Origin of the sequence: Shewanella zhangzhouensis (assembly GCF_019457615.1) — a bacterium.
Classification (GTDB): Bacteria; Pseudomonadota; Gammaproteobacteria; order Enterobacterales; family Shewanellaceae; genus Shewanella; species Shewanella zhangzhouensis.
Genome location: NZ_CP080414.1, coordinates 4,416,784 through 4,435,506, shown reverse-complemented (window position 1 = coordinate 4,435,506; position 18,723 = coordinate 4,416,784). Strand labels below are relative to the sequence as shown.

General features: G+C 55.1%; 17 protein-coding genes. 11 read left to right on the top strand and 6 right to left on the bottom strand.

Annotated features, from left to right (window positions below):
* Positions 1 to 252: 252 nt before the first annotated feature.
* Complete coding sequence (locus tag K0H63_RS19650; RefSeq protein ID WP_220066151.1) at positions 253 to 2,169, bottom strand: hypothetical protein; 1,917 nt, start codon at positions 2,167 to 2,169, stop codon at positions 253 to 255.
* A gap of 370 nt (positions 2,170 to 2,539) precedes the next feature.
* On the opposite strand from K0H63_RS19650, the gene K0H63_RS19645 reads away from it, so the two are divergent.
* A complete protein-coding gene (locus K0H63_RS19645; protein WP_220066150.1) occupies positions 2,540 to 3,139 on the top strand; it encodes a pentapeptide repeat-containing protein in 600 nt (199 codons plus the stop codon).
* 204 nt (positions 3,140 to 3,343) lie between these two features.
* Entirely contained in the window at positions 3,344 to 4,852 is a 1,509-nt protein-coding gene (locus K0H63_RS19640; RefSeq protein WP_220066149.1) for a putative bifunctional diguanylate cyclase/phosphodiesterase, read from the top strand.
* Here K0H63_RS19640 and K0H63_RS19635 read toward each other — a convergent pair.
* Positions 4,846 to 5,484, bottom strand: a complete 639-nt coding sequence (locus K0H63_RS19635) for a CPBP family intramembrane glutamic endopeptidase (protein WP_220066148.1) — start codon at positions 5,482 to 5,484, stop codon at positions 4,846 to 4,848. The two genes, K0H63_RS19640 and K0H63_RS19635, sit on opposite strands and share 7 nt — an antisense overlap.
* Before the next feature lie 139 nt (positions 5,485 to 5,623).
* Between K0H63_RS19635 and K0H63_RS19630 the strand changes: the two genes are divergently transcribed.
* Positions 5,624 to 6,862 carry a methyl-accepting chemotaxis protein gene (locus K0H63_RS19630; RefSeq protein ID WP_220066147.1) on the top strand — a complete coding sequence of 413 codons (1,239 nt, stop codon included), beginning with the start codon at positions 5,624 to 5,626 and terminating at the stop codon, positions 6,860 to 6,862.
* Positions 6,863 to 6,899: 37 nt separating this feature from the next.
* Here K0H63_RS19630 and K0H63_RS19625 read toward each other — a convergent pair whose 3' ends face one another.
* The gene (locus tag K0H63_RS19625) at positions 6,900 to 7,301 is read right to left on the bottom strand and encodes a GFA family protein (RefSeq protein WP_220066146.1); all 402 of its coding nucleotides are present in this window, start codon (positions 7,299 to 7,301) and stop codon (positions 6,900 to 6,902) included.
* Positions 7,302 to 7,492: 191 nt separating this feature from the next.
* A complete protein-coding gene (locus K0H63_RS19620; protein WP_220066145.1) occupies positions 7,493 to 10,231 on the bottom strand; it encodes a M16 family metallopeptidase in 2,739 nt (912 codons plus the stop codon).
* A gap of 228 nt (positions 10,232 to 10,459) precedes the next feature.
* On the opposite strand from K0H63_RS19620, the gene K0H63_RS19615 reads away from it, so the two are divergent.
* A complete protein-coding gene (locus K0H63_RS19615) occupies positions 10,460 to 11,056 on the top strand; it encodes an Hpt domain-containing protein (RefSeq protein ID WP_220066144.1) in 597 nt (198 codons plus the stop codon).
* A complete protein-coding gene (locus K0H63_RS19610) occupies positions 11,056 to 12,186 on the top strand; it encodes a response regulator (protein ID WP_220066143.1) in 1,131 nt (376 codons plus the stop codon). The genes K0H63_RS19615 and K0H63_RS19610 overlap by 1 nt, the downstream gene beginning before the upstream one ends.
* Here K0H63_RS19610 and K0H63_RS19605 read toward each other — a convergent pair.
* Positions 12,183 to 12,377, bottom strand: a complete 195-nt coding sequence (locus tag K0H63_RS19605; RefSeq protein WP_220066142.1) for a hypothetical protein — start codon at positions 12,375 to 12,377, stop codon at positions 12,183 to 12,185. The two genes, K0H63_RS19610 and K0H63_RS19605, sit on opposite strands and share 4 nt — an antisense overlap.
* 96 nt (positions 12,378 to 12,473) lie before the next feature.
* Here K0H63_RS19605 and K0H63_RS19600 point away from each other — a divergent pair, with 96 nt between their 5' ends.
* Positions 12,474 to 13,502 (top strand): GlxA family transcriptional regulator, encoded by a 1,029-nt coding sequence (locus tag K0H63_RS19600; RefSeq protein WP_220066141.1) that lies wholly within the window; start codon positions 12,474 to 12,476, stop codon positions 13,500 to 13,502.
* A gap of 158 nt (positions 13,503 to 13,660) precedes the next feature.
* Positions 13,661 to 14,431, top strand: a complete 771-nt coding sequence (locus tag K0H63_RS19595; RefSeq protein ID WP_220066140.1) for a phosphatase PAP2 family protein — start codon at positions 13,661 to 13,663, stop codon at positions 14,429 to 14,431.
* A 38-nt stretch (positions 14,432 to 14,469) separates the two neighbouring features.
* Here the strand turns inward: K0H63_RS19595 and K0H63_RS19590 are convergent, their stop codons facing one another.
* Positions 14,470 to 14,769 (bottom strand): hypothetical protein, encoded by a 300-nt coding sequence (locus tag K0H63_RS19590; protein WP_220066139.1) that lies wholly within the window; start codon positions 14,767 to 14,769, stop codon positions 14,470 to 14,472.
* Between the two features lie 208 nt (positions 14,770 to 14,977).
* Here K0H63_RS19590 and K0H63_RS19585 point away from each other — a divergent pair, with 208 nt between their 5' ends.
* From K0H63_RS19585 to K0H63_RS19570, 4 genes are read left to right on the top strand one after another with little or no spacing between them, the layout of a single operon-like run.
* Positions 14,978 to 15,619, top strand: a complete 642-nt coding sequence (locus K0H63_RS19585) for a TetR/AcrR family transcriptional regulator (protein ID WP_220066138.1) — start codon at positions 14,978 to 14,980, stop codon at positions 15,617 to 15,619.
* Complete coding sequence (locus tag K0H63_RS19580; protein ID WP_220066137.1) at positions 15,616 to 16,578, top strand: HlyD family secretion protein; 963 nt, start codon at positions 15,616 to 15,618, stop codon at positions 16,576 to 16,578. The genes K0H63_RS19585 and K0H63_RS19580 overlap by 4 nt, the downstream gene beginning before the upstream one ends.
* On the top strand, positions 16,571 to 17,554 hold the full coding sequence (locus K0H63_RS19575; protein WP_434086738.1) for an ABC transporter ATP-binding protein: 984 nt from the start codon (positions 16,571 to 16,573) through the stop codon (positions 17,552 to 17,554). The genes K0H63_RS19580 and K0H63_RS19575 overlap by 8 nt, the downstream gene beginning before the upstream one ends.
* Positions 17,544 to 18,671, top strand: a complete 1,128-nt coding sequence (locus tag K0H63_RS19570) for an ABC transporter permease (RefSeq protein ID WP_220066136.1) — start codon at positions 17,544 to 17,546, stop codon at positions 18,669 to 18,671. Before K0H63_RS19575 ends, K0H63_RS19570 begins: the two co-directional genes overlap by 11 nt.
* Positions 18,672 to 18,723: the final 52 nt, after the last annotated feature.

The window sequence follows — 18,723 nt, the reverse complement described above, 5'->3', positions numbered from 1 at the left end:
CCAATAGCAAGTTTTATACAATGTTACATATAATCAAAAAAATAGGCTGTCGTATTTTGCTTGTTTTGTGAACAAAATGTCTGTTTGTTGCCATGCCACACGAAGCCACTGCCAATGTCGAAATATTCGTTAATCACCTTGGCGGTACTTAAGCCCGCTTGCATTTTATCCCTCTCTGGCTTGTTCAAAGTTGAGGAGGTGCTTCAGCCCTGTACTGATTAAGCTTACCCTTGGTTAACTTGTGGTTCCGTATTAGCCTTCCGCTCGTTTCCCGGAATCGCAGGAGACGGCGAAATATTCCGGCGCTGTGCTTAAGGTAAATCTGGGGTACAGGTTAATCAATTCTTCATAAGCAGTCGGTTTTCTGTGCTGCAACTCAAACAGGGCTCTCAGGTGATGTTCCTTGAGTCCGCCGGGGTTTTGTTCGAGGGCATTCATCACCCTTTCTCTGTCGATTTCAACACCAAACATGGTGAAGGAACCCGAAGAAAAAGACTTGATGGCAAAGTAGAGCGGATCGAGTTCATCATCCTGCCATTCGAGATTTGGATGGCTGCCGCTGATACTTTCATAGACACGCGGCTCACCAATTTGAGCCGCTGCCAGTGCAATGGCTTTGATTTCCTTGTCTGTCCACGCCATATCATTGGCCCAGAACAGCCAAGCGGTTGAATCCAGCTGCCCCAGCATCGCCAGCAGTGTTTTGCGGTCTGGCTGAGCACCTTGTTGTTTTAACCACTGAGCGACTTCCAGGCCGGGCATATTGAAGTTGAGTGCTAAAAAGGTGTTGCTGAGCAGCACCATGTATGACCTGTCTTCCTCTGAGGACGCCTGAGCCAGCAGTGTGCCAACGGGGTATTGCTGCCAGTCTGGTGTTTGTTGCATGGCGTCCCGCAGGGGCGCAATTAGCTCGTTCATTTGCGAGGGCAGACTGGTATCAGAAGACCAGATTTTCTCGGCGCAGTAGCGTATTTCAGGCGAGTTTTTCACTTTGTCCATAAAAGGCGAGTCGCGATATTGGGCCAGTTTCTCCGGGTTGAATCGGCGGGCATCAAACCATGCTTGCTGCTGTTCGCATTGCTTTAAACGTGCCCTGGTGTCTTCGTCCAGAGTACTGCCGATATTCCCAAGCTGCTGCAACAGGTCTTGTCTGGCGGTAACGTCATAGCTATCTGTGTACGCTACGTGAACAGAGAATCCTTGTTCTTCCAGGATTTTTACCGTGCGAATTGCCCGTCCACCCCGTCGCATTTTACTGGCGCTGCTCAGCACCACCGGCTGCGCTTGGGGTAACTTTTCCCAAAACCTGGTAAAGGCCTCTGTGCGAACAAGGGTCTCGGTAATTTCCAAATGCAAACCAATCAGAGTGTTGTACATCAGCTGGTTTTCGTACGCCGCATCGGATTGCAGCAGGGATGGAAAGGTATCCAGCAAGGTAGTGGCAGATGTCAGGTCACCGACCTTCAGCGACGCCAAATAAAAGCGCGGTATCGGGCTCAAATAGCGGTTTTCGAGTATCTCGGATGGCACAGAAGCACCGCGAATTTGGGAAATATAGACATCAATATCTCCTTTGTCCGGCGCCCTGTTCCAAAGGTCTGGAAATTGTGTTTTCCACAGGCGTCCTATCCCACTCTCCATAGCTGACAGATTGTCCGCCAGGTCGCTGGTTGCTGGAAGTTGAAAGACGCTATTCGCGGTTTTCAATACTTCGCGGCCCGGCTCACTTTGAGACAGAAAAGACTCAGCAGTTAACACCGCCTCACGCAGTTTGACGAATCGATAGAAATCCCGGCCTTTGTCAAAGTCGTCCACCGCCAATGCATCGGCTATATCCAAGAGTGGTTCGCCCTGCTGGTAAAGCTGCCATGCCATCAGAGTGCGCTGCTGTTGTTGTTTATAGTCGGCATTAGCGCCCAGGCCTGCAGCCCGCAGACACTCGACGGCACTCAGACTGGTCTCCAAAGGGCTATCTTCGAAGGTCAGCAGCTGTGTTTGCCGGTTTGCCTCTGCGATAGTGTCAGCGGTATCTCCCGGGGCATCCCGACCGCTTTCTAAGGCCTTTGTCTTACCCGGCTCCAATGTGGTTGGGGACGGCGAAAGTAAGGTTAACGCGCCAACAATGCCCAGGATGGCGGCGATGGCCAAGGTTATTTGGGTCTTATTCATAACAATCCCTGTAACGCGCGCTCGTTGCCGCTTGGCTGCCGGAGTGGCGGTGTTATAACGCAGTGGCTGAGTGGATGCTTAACCGGGCAGGACGTTGATGAAGCAACTGTCGAGGTTGACGCTGAGTCATGGCGGTCCATGCCGTATGAGAGTTCACTTAAAACAGCCATGTTTTCATACTGGTATCTCTGATTCAAGGAGATGTCATCAAATTCAACCGTTTCTTAGACTAAACGCCAGTCAGAGCCGATTAACGCTGCCAGCGAAATATCGGCGGTGTAGTTTATGCGTGATTGGGCACAATTCAAAAGATGACGGAGCAGGTCTGTTTTGATAAAGATGCATCATCGAACAAGACACTGGACTGAATATGCCTGATTTCAGCGATGGCGAGCACTACTACGATATCCGCTTTGAGCAACTGGACATGGCCAATGCCTGTTATCGGGACATGGAGTTTGAAGACTGCGTGTTTTCAGATTGCGACTTCTCGGCTGCCTCTTTCCAAAACTGCTGCTTTACTCAATGCCGCTTTGAGCGTTGTAACCTCAGTCTGGCGGTATTTGCCGCAAGCCGCTTGTTCGGCGTGACCTTTATAGAAAGCAAGCTGATCGGGGTGGACTGGACCCGTGCCGATTGGCCCGACTTTCATCGTGACTTTGAGCTGGCATTCCAGCAATGCATCCTGAACGACGCCTCTTTTTATGGCCTGACGATGGAGCAACTGGTCATGGCCGAATGCCGGGTGCAGGAGGTGGATTTTCGCCACGGCAACTTCAGCGGCGCCAGCCTCACCCAATGTGACTTCTCCGGCAGCCTGTTTGTGCAAACCAATTTAAGCCGTGCCGACTTCAGCGGCTCTGAAGGTTTTAACATCAATGTGCTTGAAAACACCCTCAAGGGCGCAATCTTTTCGCGGTTCGATGCCTTGAGTTTGCTGGAGTCGCTGGGCATAGAGCTGGTGGATTAACTCTGGGTCGATTCGGCGATCGCCCTGGCATGTTAAAGGGAAGGGATTGACGTGGAGTGGTTGAGCCAACACCTGATTGTTGAATTGTTCTCTGTTAACCACATGAAAATTAGAGATTTGCCAGTATAACCATTTTTATTGTGCGATTTTTGTTGATGGCTGTGATAATTTGAGCAAACGAATCAGTTACAGGTTCAGCCAATTATGGACAGAGCTGTCATTTCGGCCTTCCGGGTCGCCATCATTTATGCGGTTTTTGCCGGATTCTGGATCCTGTTTTCAGATATTGCCGTTGAATTACTGCTCGACAGCCCTCAGCTTCGCGCCATAGCACAAACATACAAGGGATTGGCCTTCGTCATCATTACGGCAACCCTGCTGCTGATGTTGGTGCTCAGGAGCAACAGGGCGCTGGAAAAAGCCAACGACATGGACACCTTGACCGGGTTGAGCAGCCTCAGCGTGTTTATCCGTTCCCTGAATAATACCATCCGTAAACTCAAGCCAAATGAGCGCCTGATCCTGGGCTATCTGGATATCGATGATTTCAAGCAAATCAACGACACGCTTGGCTATGAGCGTGCAGATGCCTTCTTGCGGGATTTGGCCAACGACATCAATGATGCTGCCCTGCCTGGCTCTGTGGTGTCACGCCTACATGCAGACCAGTTTGCCAGTTTTGGCCGCCTGGATACTTCGGTGGATATGGAAGCCCATATTCGGGGATTTCAACGTTTGTTCGCTCACCGTGCCAGGCAACATGGGATAGATGCCACTTGTTGTATAGGTGTTGCCCTGTTCCCTGCCGATGGCACCAATGCCAAAGAAATGATGGTATCGGCCACCGAAGCGCTGAATATTGCAAAAAAGAAGAAAAACGCCATTCAATACCATGATAAGGCACTCAGCGAAAAAGCCTCGCAGCGACGTCAGTTGGTCATGGATTTACGTCAGGCCATCAGTGACGAGGTCCTGTCGCTGGTGTATCAACCCAAGTATGAATTGAGCACGCTCACTGCATGCGGCGTTGAAGTGCTGGTGCGTTGGCATCACCCGGTGAAGGGCTATATTTCCCCCGACGTGTTTATTCCACTGGCCGAGGAAAATGGTATGACAGCGGCCATCTCCAAGCTGGTGGTCGACAAGGCAGCAGCTGAGCTTGGCAGTGCAGGTCTGCTGGATGGCAGTCTGGCGCATGTGGCAGTGAATGTGTCGGCGGACGAATTCAATAACGCCGAAGAAATGTATGCACTGACCCAATTTATCAAAAGCAAAAAAGCACTGGCACCCTATGTGCGGATTGAAATCACCGAAACTGCCACGCTCACCGACATGCAAAAAAGTGTGGAGATTATTTCCAACCTTCAGGCCAGCGGTATCACTTTTTCCATCGATGATTTCGGTACCGGTTATACCTCCCTCGCAATGCTCAAAGACCTGACCGTGGATGAAATTAAAATCGATCGCAGTTTTGTCTCCGGGGTGGAGCTGGACGAGCGCTCATGCACCATCGTCAGTGCCATTGTCGCCATGGCCCAAAGTTTCGATATCCATATCGTGGCTGAAGGGGTCGAAAATGCCGCGCAGCTGAAAATATTGCAGGATATGGGATGCCAGCAGGCTCAGGGGTTTTATCTGGGACGTCCCATGGCATTGCATGATTTGGTGAAGCACCTTAACCAAGACACCACCGAGTTCAGCGCCGCTCACTGAGGGACGAGGCTGAGATACTGGCCTGCGCCCAGGGTAAAAAGCCACAGCCCCCAGAGGCTATGTTCCAGCACGCAGGCGGCAGTTGAGCGGGAGCTGGCATAGGTGTATGCAAACATCAGCCCTCCAACAAACGCCAGTACCACGGCAATCCAATTGGCATAGATGATATGGGCCAGGGCAAATACAGCTGCACTGACCCAAATTCGTAATGTCTTGCTTGGCATTATCCCTTTGAATCGGTGGAATAAATAAGTGCGAAATATCAGCTCCTGTGGGATCACCGAAAACAGCGGATACAGGGCAAGCAGCAAACACCAGGTGTAAAAATCGCGGGTGGGCAGTACAAAGACTTGCTCCGGGGCATAAGCAGACAGAGCCAGGATTGATATCAATACGCCAACAGCAAACAGCACCGGCGAGTACCACAGCAGGCGTTTCAGATTGGCATAGTTGGTCAGGCGAAAACGCTTAAAGTGGCTATCGTTCAGGATCAAAAACAGGCACAGCAATGCCAGCAGGCACAGCAGAGGTAACAACCAGTTGCTCAGTAGGTGTCGATAGTGAAAGGCGGTAAGTGGCAGGAGCACAAACATGCACACAAACTCTGCCCATCGCAGTAACCGGCTTGCCATTTTATTCTCCCATGGGTCTCCAACAACACTAGCACAGGACGTAAGCTCTCGTTTTGCATCTTGGTTGGATGAATATTTTTGGCAATAAATTCAATCAACAGCCATACTCAAGTGCCAAAAAGGGAGACCGGGAACCAATATGACAACCAAGACTGTGTGGCTGATTATTCTGATGGGCTACGGGCTCACTGGTGCCCTGTTTGCGGGAGCCTGGATGCTCGGCTGGTGGCTGGCAGGATTGCTGTCGATGGCGGCCTTCGGTGCTCTGGTTGCCTGGGCTATCCGACGCCAGTTCGCCGACAGCGCCCGGTTTTTGGCACAGTCCATGGACATTCACAACGGTAGCGTCGACCTCCAATCCAGGCTGGATGCTGCCAACCATTCCTCTCTGCGTGAATGTATTGAGGCCAGCAATGGCATGCGGACTTTTATGGATCAGCAACTCTTGCTGGTGTCCGAGTCTGTGGGGCGTCTCATTCCAATCTCATCTGAATTATCAGAGTCTTACTCAAATATGACCCAAAAGGTCAGCCTGCAGAATCAAGTCAGCGGTGCCATTGAAGCCGACATGGAGTCCATGTGGCAGGCCTGTTTGCATGTGCAGGCCATGACAGAGCGCATTGTGGCGGCCTCTAATGCCAGCGATGACAGGGCCAAGCAAGGCATGAGCACTACCCAGGTTGCCCTGACGAGTTTTCATGACTTGGCCGAACGTCTGGAAAAGGCCTTTGCCGAGGTGGAACAACTCAAACAAAGCAGTGACAGAATTGGCGGCATACTCGAGGTGATCAACTCTATTTCACAGCAAACCAACTTGCTGGCACTGAATGCCGCTATAGAGGCGGCCAGGGCCGGAGAGGCTGGCAGAGGGTTTGCTGTAGTGGCCGATGAAGTTCGTTCTCTGGCTGGCCGAACCGCCGAGTCAACCCACGAGGTGCGTGCCATTACCGATGAAATCTTGCGGGCGGTGAGCATGCTGTCCCAGCATATCCACGAATCTCACGGTGAACTCTCGGTGACCCAGAACCAAATCGATGGGGTGGAAGTGTCTCTGTCCGGCATCGCAGAGGCCGTGCAGGAGACCAATGGCGCAGTGGCCGAGATTTCTCTGGCCATCGAAGACCAGACCCGGGCGGCCAAGCATGTGCGCCAGTCCATTGAGGGATTGCAGGACCTGAACCGGGATGCACTGACAGGCTCGCAGATGCACACGGTCTCGGCCGATGATCTGACCCGGCTGGCGAACCATCTGTATGACAAGATGGCCGTGTTTCAACTGTCACAGCACCCAGATAGCAAAACGTTCGTGCGCCGCAGCCAAAGCCGCAATGAGCCTGAACCTTCTGTGGCAGGCTCATCAGGGGTGGAGCTGTTTTAGCCGAGCCGTCCCTGATTAGCCGGGATTAGTCGGTCTGTTAAGCCTTGCGATCCGAGGGATGATTGACCCCATCACAGACGGGGACGTCGCCCAAAAGGAAGGGATCCACGCCTTCCAGGCAACCGATGTTGTATCCAAACTCGGCAGGATTGGAGCGGCGTTGGTGATGGGTGTAAATGCCACAGTGGCCGCAGAAGAAGTGCTTGGCCGTGCAGGTGTTGAATTGGTATTGGCGCAGCGCGTCCTGCCCTTTGAGAATTTTCAGCCCCGCCAGCGGCACGCTGGCGGCTATGGCGCCACGGCGACGGCACATGGAGCAGTTACAGCGACGTGGATTGACAATCCCATCGGGTAAATAAAGCTCCAACACCACGGCGCCGCAGTGGCAGCTGGCAAGATGTTTGTCCCGTATTTGTGTGTTGCCCACCTGTTTAATCATTGCGCACATCCCCCAGGTGCAGAGCCAATGAAGAAGTCTTAAGGTACGGCTGAAGGTGAGACCGGGCAAGTAAAATGCGTGGATTCGGCGAGTTTACTGCGCAAAGCACATGGTCAGCGCCTGAGCCTGGAGAGAGCGACATCCATAAAAAAACCGGACGCGTAAGCGTCCGGTTTTGTCAATTGAAGAGCTTACTCAACCTTACTTTGATCGCCTGCTTTAATCAGGGCGAAATCATCCACCTTGATGTATTTGCGGAAGGCCTTGTTCAGGTCGTCTGCCGTCAGTGCAGCCAGTTTGGCTTCAAAATCGGCATCAAAGGCCATGGTGCGCTCAAGCTTGAGGTTGCTCACCAGGGTGCCCACCAATTCTTTGTCCTGCGAGCGGCTGACCTTACGGCCCTGCAGCAAGCCAGACTTGGCAGCTTCCACTTCGTCCGCAGTAAAGCCGTCTTTCAGCAGCCTGGCTATCTCCTCCCGGAAGCCGAGTTCAACCTTGGCCAGGTTTTGTGGCGCGCAGATGGCGTAGGCACCCAGGGAGCCGCGCTGATCTTCACTGCTTAAGCGCAGGAAAGAGCCGGCACCGTAGCTGAGGCCATCCTGCTGACGCAGACGGGTGGCCAGACGCGAGCTTAAGAAGCCGCCGCCGAGGATGTAGTTACCCAGGGTCAGTGCAGGCGCATCGGCATCCATATCACCCACAGGCAGACTGAGGGAGGCCACAAAGGTGGCGTTTTCCTTGTCCGGTGTGTTGAAGGTGATGGGCGAGGCATCGAGCTTCACATATGGCGAGGCGATACGCTGATAGGTCTGCTTGCTCTTCCAGCCCTTGGTGAGGGCGTCCAGGGCGCTGACTGTAGCGTCTTTATCGAAGTCACCGATAATGGACACCTGCATCTGCTTGGCATTGTAGAAATCGCCGTGATAACGCTTCACCTGCTTGAGGGTGAGCTTTTCCAGCTCGGCCAACTGCTCTTCAAAGGTGCCCACATAACGCGGGTCGTCCTTGCCATAGGGCGACTGATGGCGGCTGTAGGCATTAAAGGCCAGCGACTGTGGGTCTTGCAGGTTTTGCTCAATGGCCACCTTGGTTTCAGTCTTGTACAACTCAAACTCTTTTTCAGGGAAGCTTGGGCTTCGCAGCACGTCTGTGACGATATCGAGCACCGGCAACAGGTTGGCCCTGGTGGTTTCTACCGAGGCAAACAGGTTACCATTGCTGCCACCGATACGCAGGCTCGCCTGCAGCTTATCCAGCTCTTCTTTGATTTGCTCGCGGCTGTATTTACTTGAGCCACGCAGCAGCATCTCACCTACAGCATCGCCAACGGCATTCTTGCCAGACAGGCTGCGAAGGTCGCCAAACTGGCCGCTTATCCTCACCACCACGGATTCGCCGCGGGTCTTTTTCTGCAGCAAAGACACCTTGGTGCCTGAACTCAGGTTGAGGGTTTCGGTGCGGCTGTCGATGTTGGCCTGTGACGGGTCAAAGGCCTCACCCTGTGCCACCTGCTCGCGGCCCTTGTAGTCTTTGACCAGGGCATCGACGTCGGCCACCAGAGGAATTTCTACCCGTGCCGGCTTCTCGGCCGGAATAAAGCGCCCCAGGGTGCGGTTGTTCTGGGTTAGATAGTACTCGGCAACCCGCTGCACATCGGCGGCGCTGACGCTCTCCAGGCGGTCACGGTTTAAAAACAGCAAACGCCAGTCGCCCATGCCCAGCCACTCAGACAACTCAAGCGCTACACGCTCGGAAGAGTTGAACGCCAGGGTCAGGTTTTTCAGCAGGGTACGCTTGGCGGTTTCCACTTCTTTGTCGGTAATGGGGTTATTGCGAATGGATTCCAGGGTATCCAGCAGGGCTTTTTGAGTGGCATCCATGTCGGCGGTCTTGTCCATTTCGGCCATGAAAATGGCCACACCAGGATCTTGCCACTGGAAGTTCATCCCAAATACCGAGGAGGCCAGCTTGGCTTCGACCAGCGATTTGTGCAGGCGGCCGTTGGGGGTGGCTGACAGCACTTCATTGAGCACATCGATAGCGGCATAGTCCTCGTGGGCGCCCGGCGGCACATGGTAGATGGTGCCGAGCAGTTGCACGTCGCCAACCCGGCGCACGGTAACCTGACGCTCGCCGTCCTGCGCAGGCTCCACAGTGTACAGAGGCTCTATGGTGCGGTTGGGCTTGGGAATTGTGCCGAAGGTGGCTTCAATCTTTTTCAGCATGTCTTCTGGCGCAAATTTGCCCGCCACAATCAGGGTGGCGTTATCGGGCTGATAATACTTGCGGTAAAAGTCCTGTAGACGCTCGATGGAGACATTCTCCAAATCAGAGCGTGCACCTATGGTGGACTTGCCATAGTTATGCCATTCAAACGCAGATGCCATCATGCGCTGCAGCGTGATGCGAAAAGGACTGTTTTCGCCGCGCTCAAACTCGTTGCGCACCACTGTCATTTCGCTGTCGAGATCTTTCTTGGCGATAAAGGAATTGACCATGCGGTCCGATTCCATCGACAAGGCCCAATCGATGTTTTCTTCGGTGGCGGCGAAGGTCTCAAAGTAATTGGTGCGATCTGTCCAGGTGGTGCCGTTGGGGCGGGCACCGTGGGAACTCAGCTCTGCCGGAATGTCCTTGTGCTTGGGGGTTCCCTTGAACACCAGGTGCTCCAGCAGGTGGGCCATACCTGTCTCGCCGTAGTTTTCGTGCTTGGAGCCGACTTTATAAGTCACGTTAACGGTCACGGTTTCCTTGGTGGGGTCAGGAAACAGCAACACCTTGAGACCATTGTCGAGGCGATATTCGCTGATACCTTCTACCTCGGTGACCTTTTGGAGGTCGGCCAGTGCCTGAATGGGGGTGAGACTGCACAGGGCCAGCACCATGGCGGTGGCCAGGGTCGGCAGGCGCCGCTTGAAAGTGGTTTGCATTGAGACGTCCTTTTCCTTGTTGAAGGGATTAAAAAATCAACATTAACAAGCCCTAATAACACAATCCAGTTTTTTACGCCGTGGCGTGCCGGCGCAGCGTCCCGGGGATGAAAATCCGCTGCTATCTGCATAGCTGACTATACTTTGAGACTGCGGTAGCGCTTTTATGCAATCAATTCATTCACTTCAATGCGTCACCATTTTATGGACAGCCAGTGGAGACAGACAATGCCCCTGCCAGTAAGCCCGCTGCAAGCTCTGGATTATGCCTCGGCCCTGAGGCGTCTTGGCGGAAATCAGCAACTGCTGAATGCCGTATTGGCAAAGTTTGCCGAAGATTTTCAAACGTTTCCCGAACGTTTAGTTAGCCTGTCTGAGGCGGGCCAATGGGACGAGCTGAGGATCCTGACCCATACCCTCAAGGGAAGTGCTGCCAACATCAGTGCCGGGCGCCTGAGCAGCGCCGCCGCTGCCATCGAAAGCGTAATTAAGAGTGGTGCTCTGATGCTTTCTCCAGCGCTTTGCGGCGAGTGTCTGGAGGCATGGCAGCAGTTGTCGCAAGAGCTTGAGGCCATACACGAAGCCCAGCAGGTACCTGAGCCGGTCGCCATGAGTCTCAGCGAAATGTTGGTAAGGCTGAAACGGTTGGAGGTGCTGATTGACAGTGATTTTGCTGCGGCAGACGCCATGTTTCTCGAACTGAGGCAGCTGCGGGTGCCTGATAGATACCAGAGTGACTTCAATCTGTTTATCAAATTATTCGATGCATTTGATGTGCGTGCAGCCAAGTCGGTTTTGGCCAGACTGTTGGGGAGGGAAGCCTGATGCGTGATAAACCGGAACTCTTGTTGGTGGATGACTCTCCCAACGAAATTCGTATATTGATGGAAATTCTCAAGCAGGATTATCGTCTCAGGGTGGCCACCAATGGTGCCCAGGCGCTGGAGATGATTGGCGAAGCCAACCCTGATCTGGTGTTGATGGATGTGGTGATGGAGCCCATGGACGGTTATGAGGCCTGTAGCCGTCTTAAGCTGGACTGGCCCGAATTGCCGGTAATCTTTGTCTCGGCCAACACAGAAACCGATGAAATCCTCAAAGGCTTTGCTGCGGGCGGCCAGGACTATATTACCAAACCTTTTGATCCCGAGATTTTGCAGCGAAAGGTCAGGCTTACCTTGTCGCAGGCTGCGCAGCGCCTGCAACTCTCCAGCGAAAAACAGCAGGCCACGGCCATGGTGATGGCCGCCATGAACAGCGCTGCGGATATCAGTGTGGTGGTTAATTTTCTGCGGGCCTGCACCAAGCACAGGGATGCCCAGGCCCTGGTACAGGAAATCTGCCGTGCCAGTGCCAATTTTGGGGTACAGGTGTGCAGTCGTATTGTGGGCGTGGGTGACAGGCCCTTTTATGCCGCCAGTCAGGGGGCTGTGCAGCCCCTTGAACAGGTGTTGATGGATAGGGCCTCGGAGTTTGAATGCCGCATGCTGGAAAAAGGTAACAGACTGATTTTAAAGTTTTCATCCGTGGTGATGTTGGTGAAAAATCTGCCGGAAGTACCTTCGCGTGCCGGTGAGCTTAAAGATTACCTGCTTATCCTGATGGAAGCGGCACACGACCTCAATCAGCGGATCACCGCCGATACCAGCATGGCGCAGCAGCGGCTTTCCCTCATGATGGATACCATTGACAAGTCCCGGGTAGCACTTCAGGAAATCAAAGACTTCCAGGTTGACCACAAGGAAAAAAACCTCGCCATTATGAATCAGTTGATGCTGGAAATTGAAACCGGCTTTGTCTCCATGGGACTCTCGGAAGAGCAGGAAGTCTGGATAACTGGGGTTATCAAAGACAAGCTGGATGAGAGTCTGGCGCACCTGGAATCAGGGCTGACGGTCGACCGTAAGCTCCATGGCATAGTCGAGCAGCTCGATGCCCTGGTGCAAACCTTTTAATCGGCACAGTCACAGCCCCGGCGCCACATCAAACCTGCGCCGAGGGCGGTGATCAGCATCAGTGTCGGTAACACCACAAAGTGCACCATGGGTGAGGCCGCCAGCTGAAAATTCAGCCACAGCAACAGATACCAGCTGACACCCAAATAACCGCTGCCCATCAAAACCTGAGTCAGAGAAAACTTTTTCATGGCCTTACCTCCTTGGTGGCGATGAAAAGAGTTTAAAAAAACACCAGCAAGCCTTAAAGTGTCGTTAATGACAGTTTTATGGTTGAAAGTGACACAATGATGCAGACAGCTTGCAACACCCTGAATATCGCGATCCTGATACCCGAGACACCGGTAATGAGCGGTGTGACGGCGTTTTTGGATCTGTTCCGCCATGCCAATACCTATGCTGAACGAACCGGTCATGCCGGTGTACCCACGATAGAACCCAGAGTGTATTCGGCCCGGGGTGGCTGGGTGAGTGCCGACGGAATAGGGGTGGAATCCTTGTCCATGGCTGCGCTGGACCTGACACAGGTCGATGCTCTGGTTATCTCGGCGCCGCTCATTTTGGATGGCCGGGATTTGCATCGCGAGCTGGCGGGCTTCAAGGCCTTTGATGTTCAGATTAAGGCCTTGGCAGATCTAGGTGTACCCGTCGCCGCATGCTGCGCCGGTGCCCTGCTGTTGGCTGACACCGGGCTCCTGGATGGTCGTAAGGCCACAACGGCCTGGTGGCTGGCGCCGCTGTTTGAGCAACACTTTCCCAAGGTTAAGCTGTCGATGGAATCTTTGGTGGAACACGATGGCCTGTTTTTTACCGCAGGTGCCTCCACGGCAAGCTACAGCCTGGGACTGGCCCTGTTGGAGCAATTGGTGGATGAGCACTTTGCCCAGGCGATGGCAAAAGTCTTTCTAATCGACCCCAACCGCAGCTCCCAGCGGGTGTTTATGGATCAGGTGCCACTGCAGCCCCTGCATACTGATCCCCAGGTGGCCGATATCATGCACTGGATAAGCAATAACCTCACCGGGGATTTGGCGTTGGAGTCGCTGGCCGAACGTTTTGCCATGGGCAAGCGCACCCTCATTCGGCGCTTCAAGGCAGCGCTGCACGACACCCCCTCGAGTTACATTCAAAAGCTGCGCATAGACAGAGCAAAGCGCTTACTGGAGCGCACCGATCTGCCTCTGGAGCGCATCCTGCCCGAGCTGGGATACGAGGATGTCAGCTCGTTTCGAAAGCTCTTTATCCAACATACCAGCCTGACCCCCAAGGCATACCGGGAGAAGTTTCGCCCCAGCGAGCGTTGCTGCGACCACTGAGGTGGCCGATATCATCCGACCAAGGGGCTAAACGCATTGGACATATGTCCTAAAGCCCGGGTATTGGGGCATGTCGGCAGGGTCTTTTCCCCTTGGTACTGGAACTTTCGTTGTAAACTCCGGCCTTAAAAACCAAGACGTAACAGGTTGGAGCTTGCATGCCCCGGATTCACTTTGACATCAGTCCACGACAGTGGTGGCTTCGCCATCTGCACATTCCCCTGCTGCTGGGGCTGACATTTTTGGTGTTGGCGACCCATTGGGACTGGGATATTGCTGTGTCTTCCGCGTTTTTCCGCCTGGAAGGCGGTGTGCATTCCTGGCCGCTGAGGTATTGGTGGTTAACCGAGAAGGTGTTGCATACCGGCGGGCGGGACCTGGTGGTTCTGGTCTCGGTGCTGTTGCTGGCGCTGACTGTAACCGCCGCGCTGAGTCAGCGTTATAAACCTTATCTGCGCGGATTTCTGTATCTCCTGTGCTCAGTGGCACTCAGCGTGATGCTGGTGCGTTGGGGTAAGTCGCTGACTCAGGTGAACTGCCCCTGGGATCTGACCTTATTCGGTGGCAAGTATCCCCATGTGCCTTTTCCGGCGAGCATGGAAGGCCCGGGCTTTGGGGGGCAGTGCTTCCCCGGCGGTCATTCCAGTGGCGCCTTTGCCTGGGTCGCACTCTACTACTTTGCCATGGCCTATTTTCCCCGCTGGCGCTGGCGTGTGCTGGCTTCAGTGCTGGCGGTTGGGGCCGTGTTTGCCCTGACTCAGGAGCTTCGCGGTGCGCACTTTTTAACCCATGATATTACCAGCCTGTTGTTGTCCTGGCTGGTGGCCACCTTACTCTATCCGCTGTTTTGGCGCCGTGGCTTTAACGCTGACAGGGCTCTTTCCGTCAGCGCCGCCAAGGCCGCCAACGCAGTCGCCAAGCCAGACTGAGTTTGAACCCGGCAAACCGCCGTGTTGATGTCGCGACGTTAAAACTGAGATAGCAATGCCAGCAGCAGTAGCATTAAAGACAGTCCGATGGCGGCCTTGTGGAGTCTTAAGTAGATAACCACGGGCGTATCCTGGCTGTCTTTCAGCTCACCCTGGCTTAAGGCTTCCTTGATGTAATTACTTCTTACCGCCGTGCCGGGGTGGCGATTGTAGCTGTAAGCTTGATGCCAGATATGTGGGTAGTGAGACTTGATGTGGGCGACCAGCCTGCGCCAGGCTCCCAGGTCCAGTAGCTGCAATGCCAGAACCAGATAAATGACATAATCGGCTGCGTGCATGTGATTTTTCCTCCCTGCTAAATCCTGGCTCGTCTCCATGACAGCCATACTTGCTGCGCGTTTCCCGCGTGTTTGCCCCCTAGAATCCCAAGCATTTCCTACGGCGACAAATTCCTCATTATTAAAGAAAGTGGAGAATTTTCATACTGCCATTTACCCGGCCTTTCTCCTAGTATGTTCATCAAGAGAGGAATTTCGGGAGTTCAGTATGTCGGACCCGGGCCGCCCCAAGGGTGACAGTGATGCCAGAGCCAGATTAATTGCCGCCGCGATAGAGTGTTTTACCGAGCGCGGTTATCAGGCGGTTTCAACCCGCAGCATAGCCCGCAAAGCCGGTGTGGATGCGGCCATGATCCGTTATTACTTCGGTGGCAAACCGGGGCTCTTTGAACACATGGTCAGGGAAGTCCTGTCACCGGTTCTGGCGAAGTTTCAGAGTCTGTCTCAGCAGGGCGCACCCTCAGATTTGGCCGCCCTGATGCAAACCTACTACCGCGCCATCGGCGCCCATCCCAGACTGCCCCGACTGATACTGACGGTATTGCACGAAGGCCAGAGCAGTGAGGCATTCAGGCTGCTGATGTCGGTCTTTGGGGATGTGCTGCGTCTGTCGCACAGTTGGCTGATGCAATCCCTGGTGGCCAATGGCGCCATTCGTGCCGACGTAGACCCACAACTGGCCCGCCTCAGTCTCATCAGCCTGATGGTGTTCCCCCTGATTGCCCCGCCTGCTTTGGTCGCCTCACTGGGGATAGACACCAGCCCGGACGGGCTGATGCGTTTGGTGCCTCATCATATCGCTGTACTTAGCCAGGGCATTTTGGCAAGTGATGCCGGAGATAAATCATGACGTTAATAAAATTCCCCCACTGGGCGGCGCTGTTTGCGCTGTGCCTCACCGCTTGTGGCGAGTCCTCGTCTGCCGTATACGGCACGGTGGAGCGTGACCGCTTAACCCTGATCGCGCCCGCCACGGAACTCATTGCCGACATTCAGGTACGGGAAGGCGACAGGGTGAGCGCAGGCACAGCGCTGCTGCGGCTCGACAGCCGCGCCGCCGACGCCAGGCTGGCGCAGGCGATGGCCAATCTCGCTCAGGCACAAGCCCGTCTTGCCGAGCTGACCCGGGGCGCCCGGGATGAAGAGCTGGCGCGGGCCGAGGCGCGGCTTGCCGGTGCCAGGGCGACCCTGAACGAGGCGAGGGCCCAGTATGAGCGCACAGTCCGTCTGGTGGCTGAGAAGGTGCTGACCGCCGCCGACCTCGACAGGGCCGTTGCCGGTAAAGACAGGGCCCAGGCCGATGTCGACAGTGCCAGTCAGGCGCTGAAGGAGTTGATTGCCGGTACCCGCAGCGAGCAGCTATCGCAGGCTGCTGCTGCAGTGGATGCCGCCCAGGCTCAGGTGCTGCTTGAGCAAAAGTTAAAGGCGGATTTAACCCTGATTGCCGCTCGGGATGCCGTGGTGGACCTGTTGCCCTGGCGAGTGGGTGACAGGGTGAATCAGGGGAGCCAACTGGTGGGCTTGCTCGCCCAGGATGCTCCCTATGTCCGGGTCTATCTGCCTGCCTCTGCCCTCGATAAACTGCTTCCCGGCGCCGAGGTTGGAGTGCGGGTGGATGGGTGGCCAGAACCGGTTATGGGCAAGGTGCGCAATATCCGCAGCGAACCCGCCTTTACTCCCTTTTATGCTCTCAACGAGCGTGACAGGGCTCGCTTGATGTACCTGGCTGATATCGACCTGCCGGTAGACGCAGGTTTGGCTACCGGGCTTGCGGTGGAAGTCTTGTTGCCGGAGGCAAACCATGAGTGAGGTTCCCGCGACCGAAACCCGCGCCACAATGCCTCAGGCGAATGTTCCTCTCGCAATCGAGACCCGAGGTATGACACGGCAATTTGGTGCTCTCAAGGCCGTGGATGGCGTGGACCTGGCGATTCCCCGCGGCAGCATCTTTGGATTTCTCGGCCCCAATGGCTGCGGCAAGTCCACCTCCATCCGTATGCTGACCGGGCTGCTTAAGCCCACCAGTGGTGATATCCGGGTGCTGGGTGAGCCCCTCAAGGGCGCAGAAGAAAAACTGCGCCGCCGCATCGGTTATATGACCCAGAAATTCTCTCTGTACGAGAACCTGACGGTGCTGGAGAACCTGAGATTTGTGGCACGCATCTACGGTCTGCAAGGCAACCAAGCCAAAGACCGGATAGCGCAGCTGTTATCCCTCTACAGCCTCGCAGGCCGTGAAGGCCAGATGGCGGGCTCCATGAGTGGTGGGCAGAAACAGCGGCTGGCGTTGGCGGCCGCCACCATACACGAGCCAGAGCTCTTGTTTCTCGATGAGCCCACCTCGGCGGTAGATCCGGAAAACCGCCGCGAGTTCTGGGAGCGTCTGTTCGATCTCTGTGCCAAGGGCTGCACCATTTTGGTGTCCACCCACTACATGGATGAGGCCGAACGTTGCCATGGGCTTGCCATTCTGGAGCGGGGCATCAAGCGTGCCGACGGCTCGCCCAAGGCGCTGATGCAGGCCATGGGTGCCAGGGTGGTGGAAATCGGTGGCCAGGACTTAAGAACACTCAAGCAGCAATTGTTGGCCGAAGCGCCGGTATTGTCGGCGGCGCAGATTGGCAGTCGCCTGCGGGTGCTCATTCGCAGCCAGATAGATGACCCCGTGGCCTGGCTTGGCCAGCGCGTGGGGGCGAGGGAAATGGACGAGGTGCGTCCCAGCCTCGAGGATGTGTTTGTGACCTGCACCGGCCAGCGGGCCGGGGGAGGTGCCCATGTGGCTTAGAATTCTGGCCATTCTCACCAAGGAGCTTAAACAGCTGTCACGGGACCGCATGACCTTCGGCATGATAGTGATGATCCCGCTGGTACAGCTGATGCTGTTTGGCTACGCCATCAATACCGACGCCAGGCATCTGCCTGCCGGTTTGGTGGACATGAGCGGCAACAGCCAGGGCAGGGCTCTGGTGCAGGCCGTTTCTGCTACCCAAGTGGTCGACTTTGTTGAGCACTATCAGTCGATTGCCCAGGCTGAAGAGGCCATTACCGCCGGACATGTGAAGGCTGCACTGGTGATCCCGGCTGACTTTGGCGCTCGGCTGGTTACCCATCCACAGGCACAGACCGGCAAGGGGAGCTATTTTTCGCGCCCGGTGGCGCAGTGGCTGGTGGATGGTTCAGATACCGTGGTGGCCTCCACCATCAAGTCACTCAGAACCATGCCCCTTGCTGAAGTGCTTGGGCTGCCGGTGCCCGAGAGTACGGCTACCATGGAGGTGGTGATGTACTTCAATCCCGAGCAACGTACCGTGGTCAACATAGTCCCGGGTCTCCTTGGGGTGATACTGACCATGACCATGGTGCTCTTTACCTCGGCCGCGATTGTGCGGGAGCGGGAGCAGGGCAACATGGAGTTTTTAATTACCACGCCGGTCAAGCCACTGGAGCTGATGCTGGGCAAGATTTTGCCCTACGTGCTGGTGGGCTTTGTGCAGGTGGCCATTATTCTGGGTGCGGGTAAGTTATTGTTCGCCCTGCCCATACGCGGTGGCCTCGACTCGCTTGCGTTGGCGGCCATGCTGTTTATTCTGGCAAGCCTCACCCTCGGTCTGGTGATTTCCACCATAGCCCGTACCCAATTGCAGGCAATGCAGATGACAGTGTTTATCCTGCTGCCATCCATTTTGTTGTCCGGCTTTATGTTTCCTTACGAAGCCATGCCGGTGCCGGCGCAGTGGATTGCCGAAGCCTTGCCGGCAACCCACTTTATGCGCATGTCCCGGGCCATTATCCTGCGGGATGCCGAAGTGACGCAGCTGGGATTCGATGCGCTCTGGTTGTTGGGTTTCTGCGCTCTGGGGCTGCTGGTCGCGACCCTCAAATTCAACAAGCGACTGGATTGATGCGGGTCCCTTGGCACTGACAAGCGGCCGCTTCGGGGTTACACTGCCAAAG

Bases quoted from the DNA above. Each gene is read 5' to 3' on its own strand.
- K0H63_RS19650 (WP_220066151.1), bottom strand. From the start codon at position 2,169: ATGAATAAGACCCAAATAACCTTGGCCATCGCCGCCATCCTGGGCATT.
- K0H63_RS19645 (WP_220066150.1), top strand. From the start codon at position 2,540: ATGCCTGATTTCAGCGATGGCGAGCACTACTACGATATCCGCTTTGAG.
- K0H63_RS19640 (WP_220066149.1), top strand. From the start codon at position 3,344: ATGGACAGAGCTGTCATTTCGGCCTTCCGGGTCGCCATCATTTATGCG.
- K0H63_RS19635 (WP_220066148.1), bottom strand. From the start codon at position 5,484: ATGGCAAGCCGGTTACTGCGATGGGCAGAGTTTGTGTGCATGTTTGTG.
- K0H63_RS19630 (WP_220066147.1), top strand. From the start codon at position 5,624: ATGACAACCAAGACTGTGTGGCTGATTATTCTGATGGGCTACGGGCTC.
- K0H63_RS19625 (WP_220066146.1), bottom strand. From the start codon at position 7,301: ATGATTAAACAGGTGGGCAACACACAAATACGGGACAAACATCTTGCC.
- K0H63_RS19620 (WP_220066145.1), bottom strand. From the start codon at position 10,231: ATGCAAACCACTTTCAAGCGGCGCCTGCCGACCCTGGCCACCGCCATG.
- K0H63_RS19615 (WP_220066144.1), top strand. From the start codon at position 10,460: ATGCCCCTGCCAGTAAGCCCGCTGCAAGCTCTGGATTATGCCTCGGCC.
- K0H63_RS19610 (WP_220066143.1), top strand. From the start codon at position 11,056: ATGCGTGATAAACCGGAACTCTTGTTGGTGGATGACTCTCCCAACGAA.
- K0H63_RS19605 (WP_220066142.1), bottom strand. From the start codon at position 12,377: ATGAAAAAGTTTTCTCTGACTCAGGTTTTGATGGGCAGCGGTTATTTG.
- K0H63_RS19600 (WP_220066141.1), top strand. From the start codon at position 12,474: ATGATGCAGACAGCTTGCAACACCCTGAATATCGCGATCCTGATACCC.
- K0H63_RS19595 (WP_220066140.1), top strand. From the start codon at position 13,661: ATGCCCCGGATTCACTTTGACATCAGTCCACGACAGTGGTGGCTTCGC.
- K0H63_RS19590 (WP_220066139.1), bottom strand. From the start codon at position 14,769: ATGCACGCAGCCGATTATGTCATTTATCTGGTTCTGGCATTGCAGCTA.
- K0H63_RS19585 (WP_220066138.1), top strand. From the start codon at position 14,978: ATGTCGGACCCGGGCCGCCCCAAGGGTGACAGTGATGCCAGAGCCAGA.
- K0H63_RS19580 (WP_220066137.1), top strand. From the start codon at position 15,616: ATGACGTTAATAAAATTCCCCCACTGGGCGGCGCTGTTTGCGCTGTGC.
- K0H63_RS19575 (WP_434086738.1), top strand. From the start codon at position 16,571: ATGAGTGAGGTTCCCGCGACCGAAACCCGCGCCACAATGCCTCAGGCG.
- K0H63_RS19570 (WP_220066136.1), top strand. From the start codon at position 17,544: ATGTGGCTTAGAATTCTGGCCATTCTCACCAAGGAGCTTAAACAGCTG.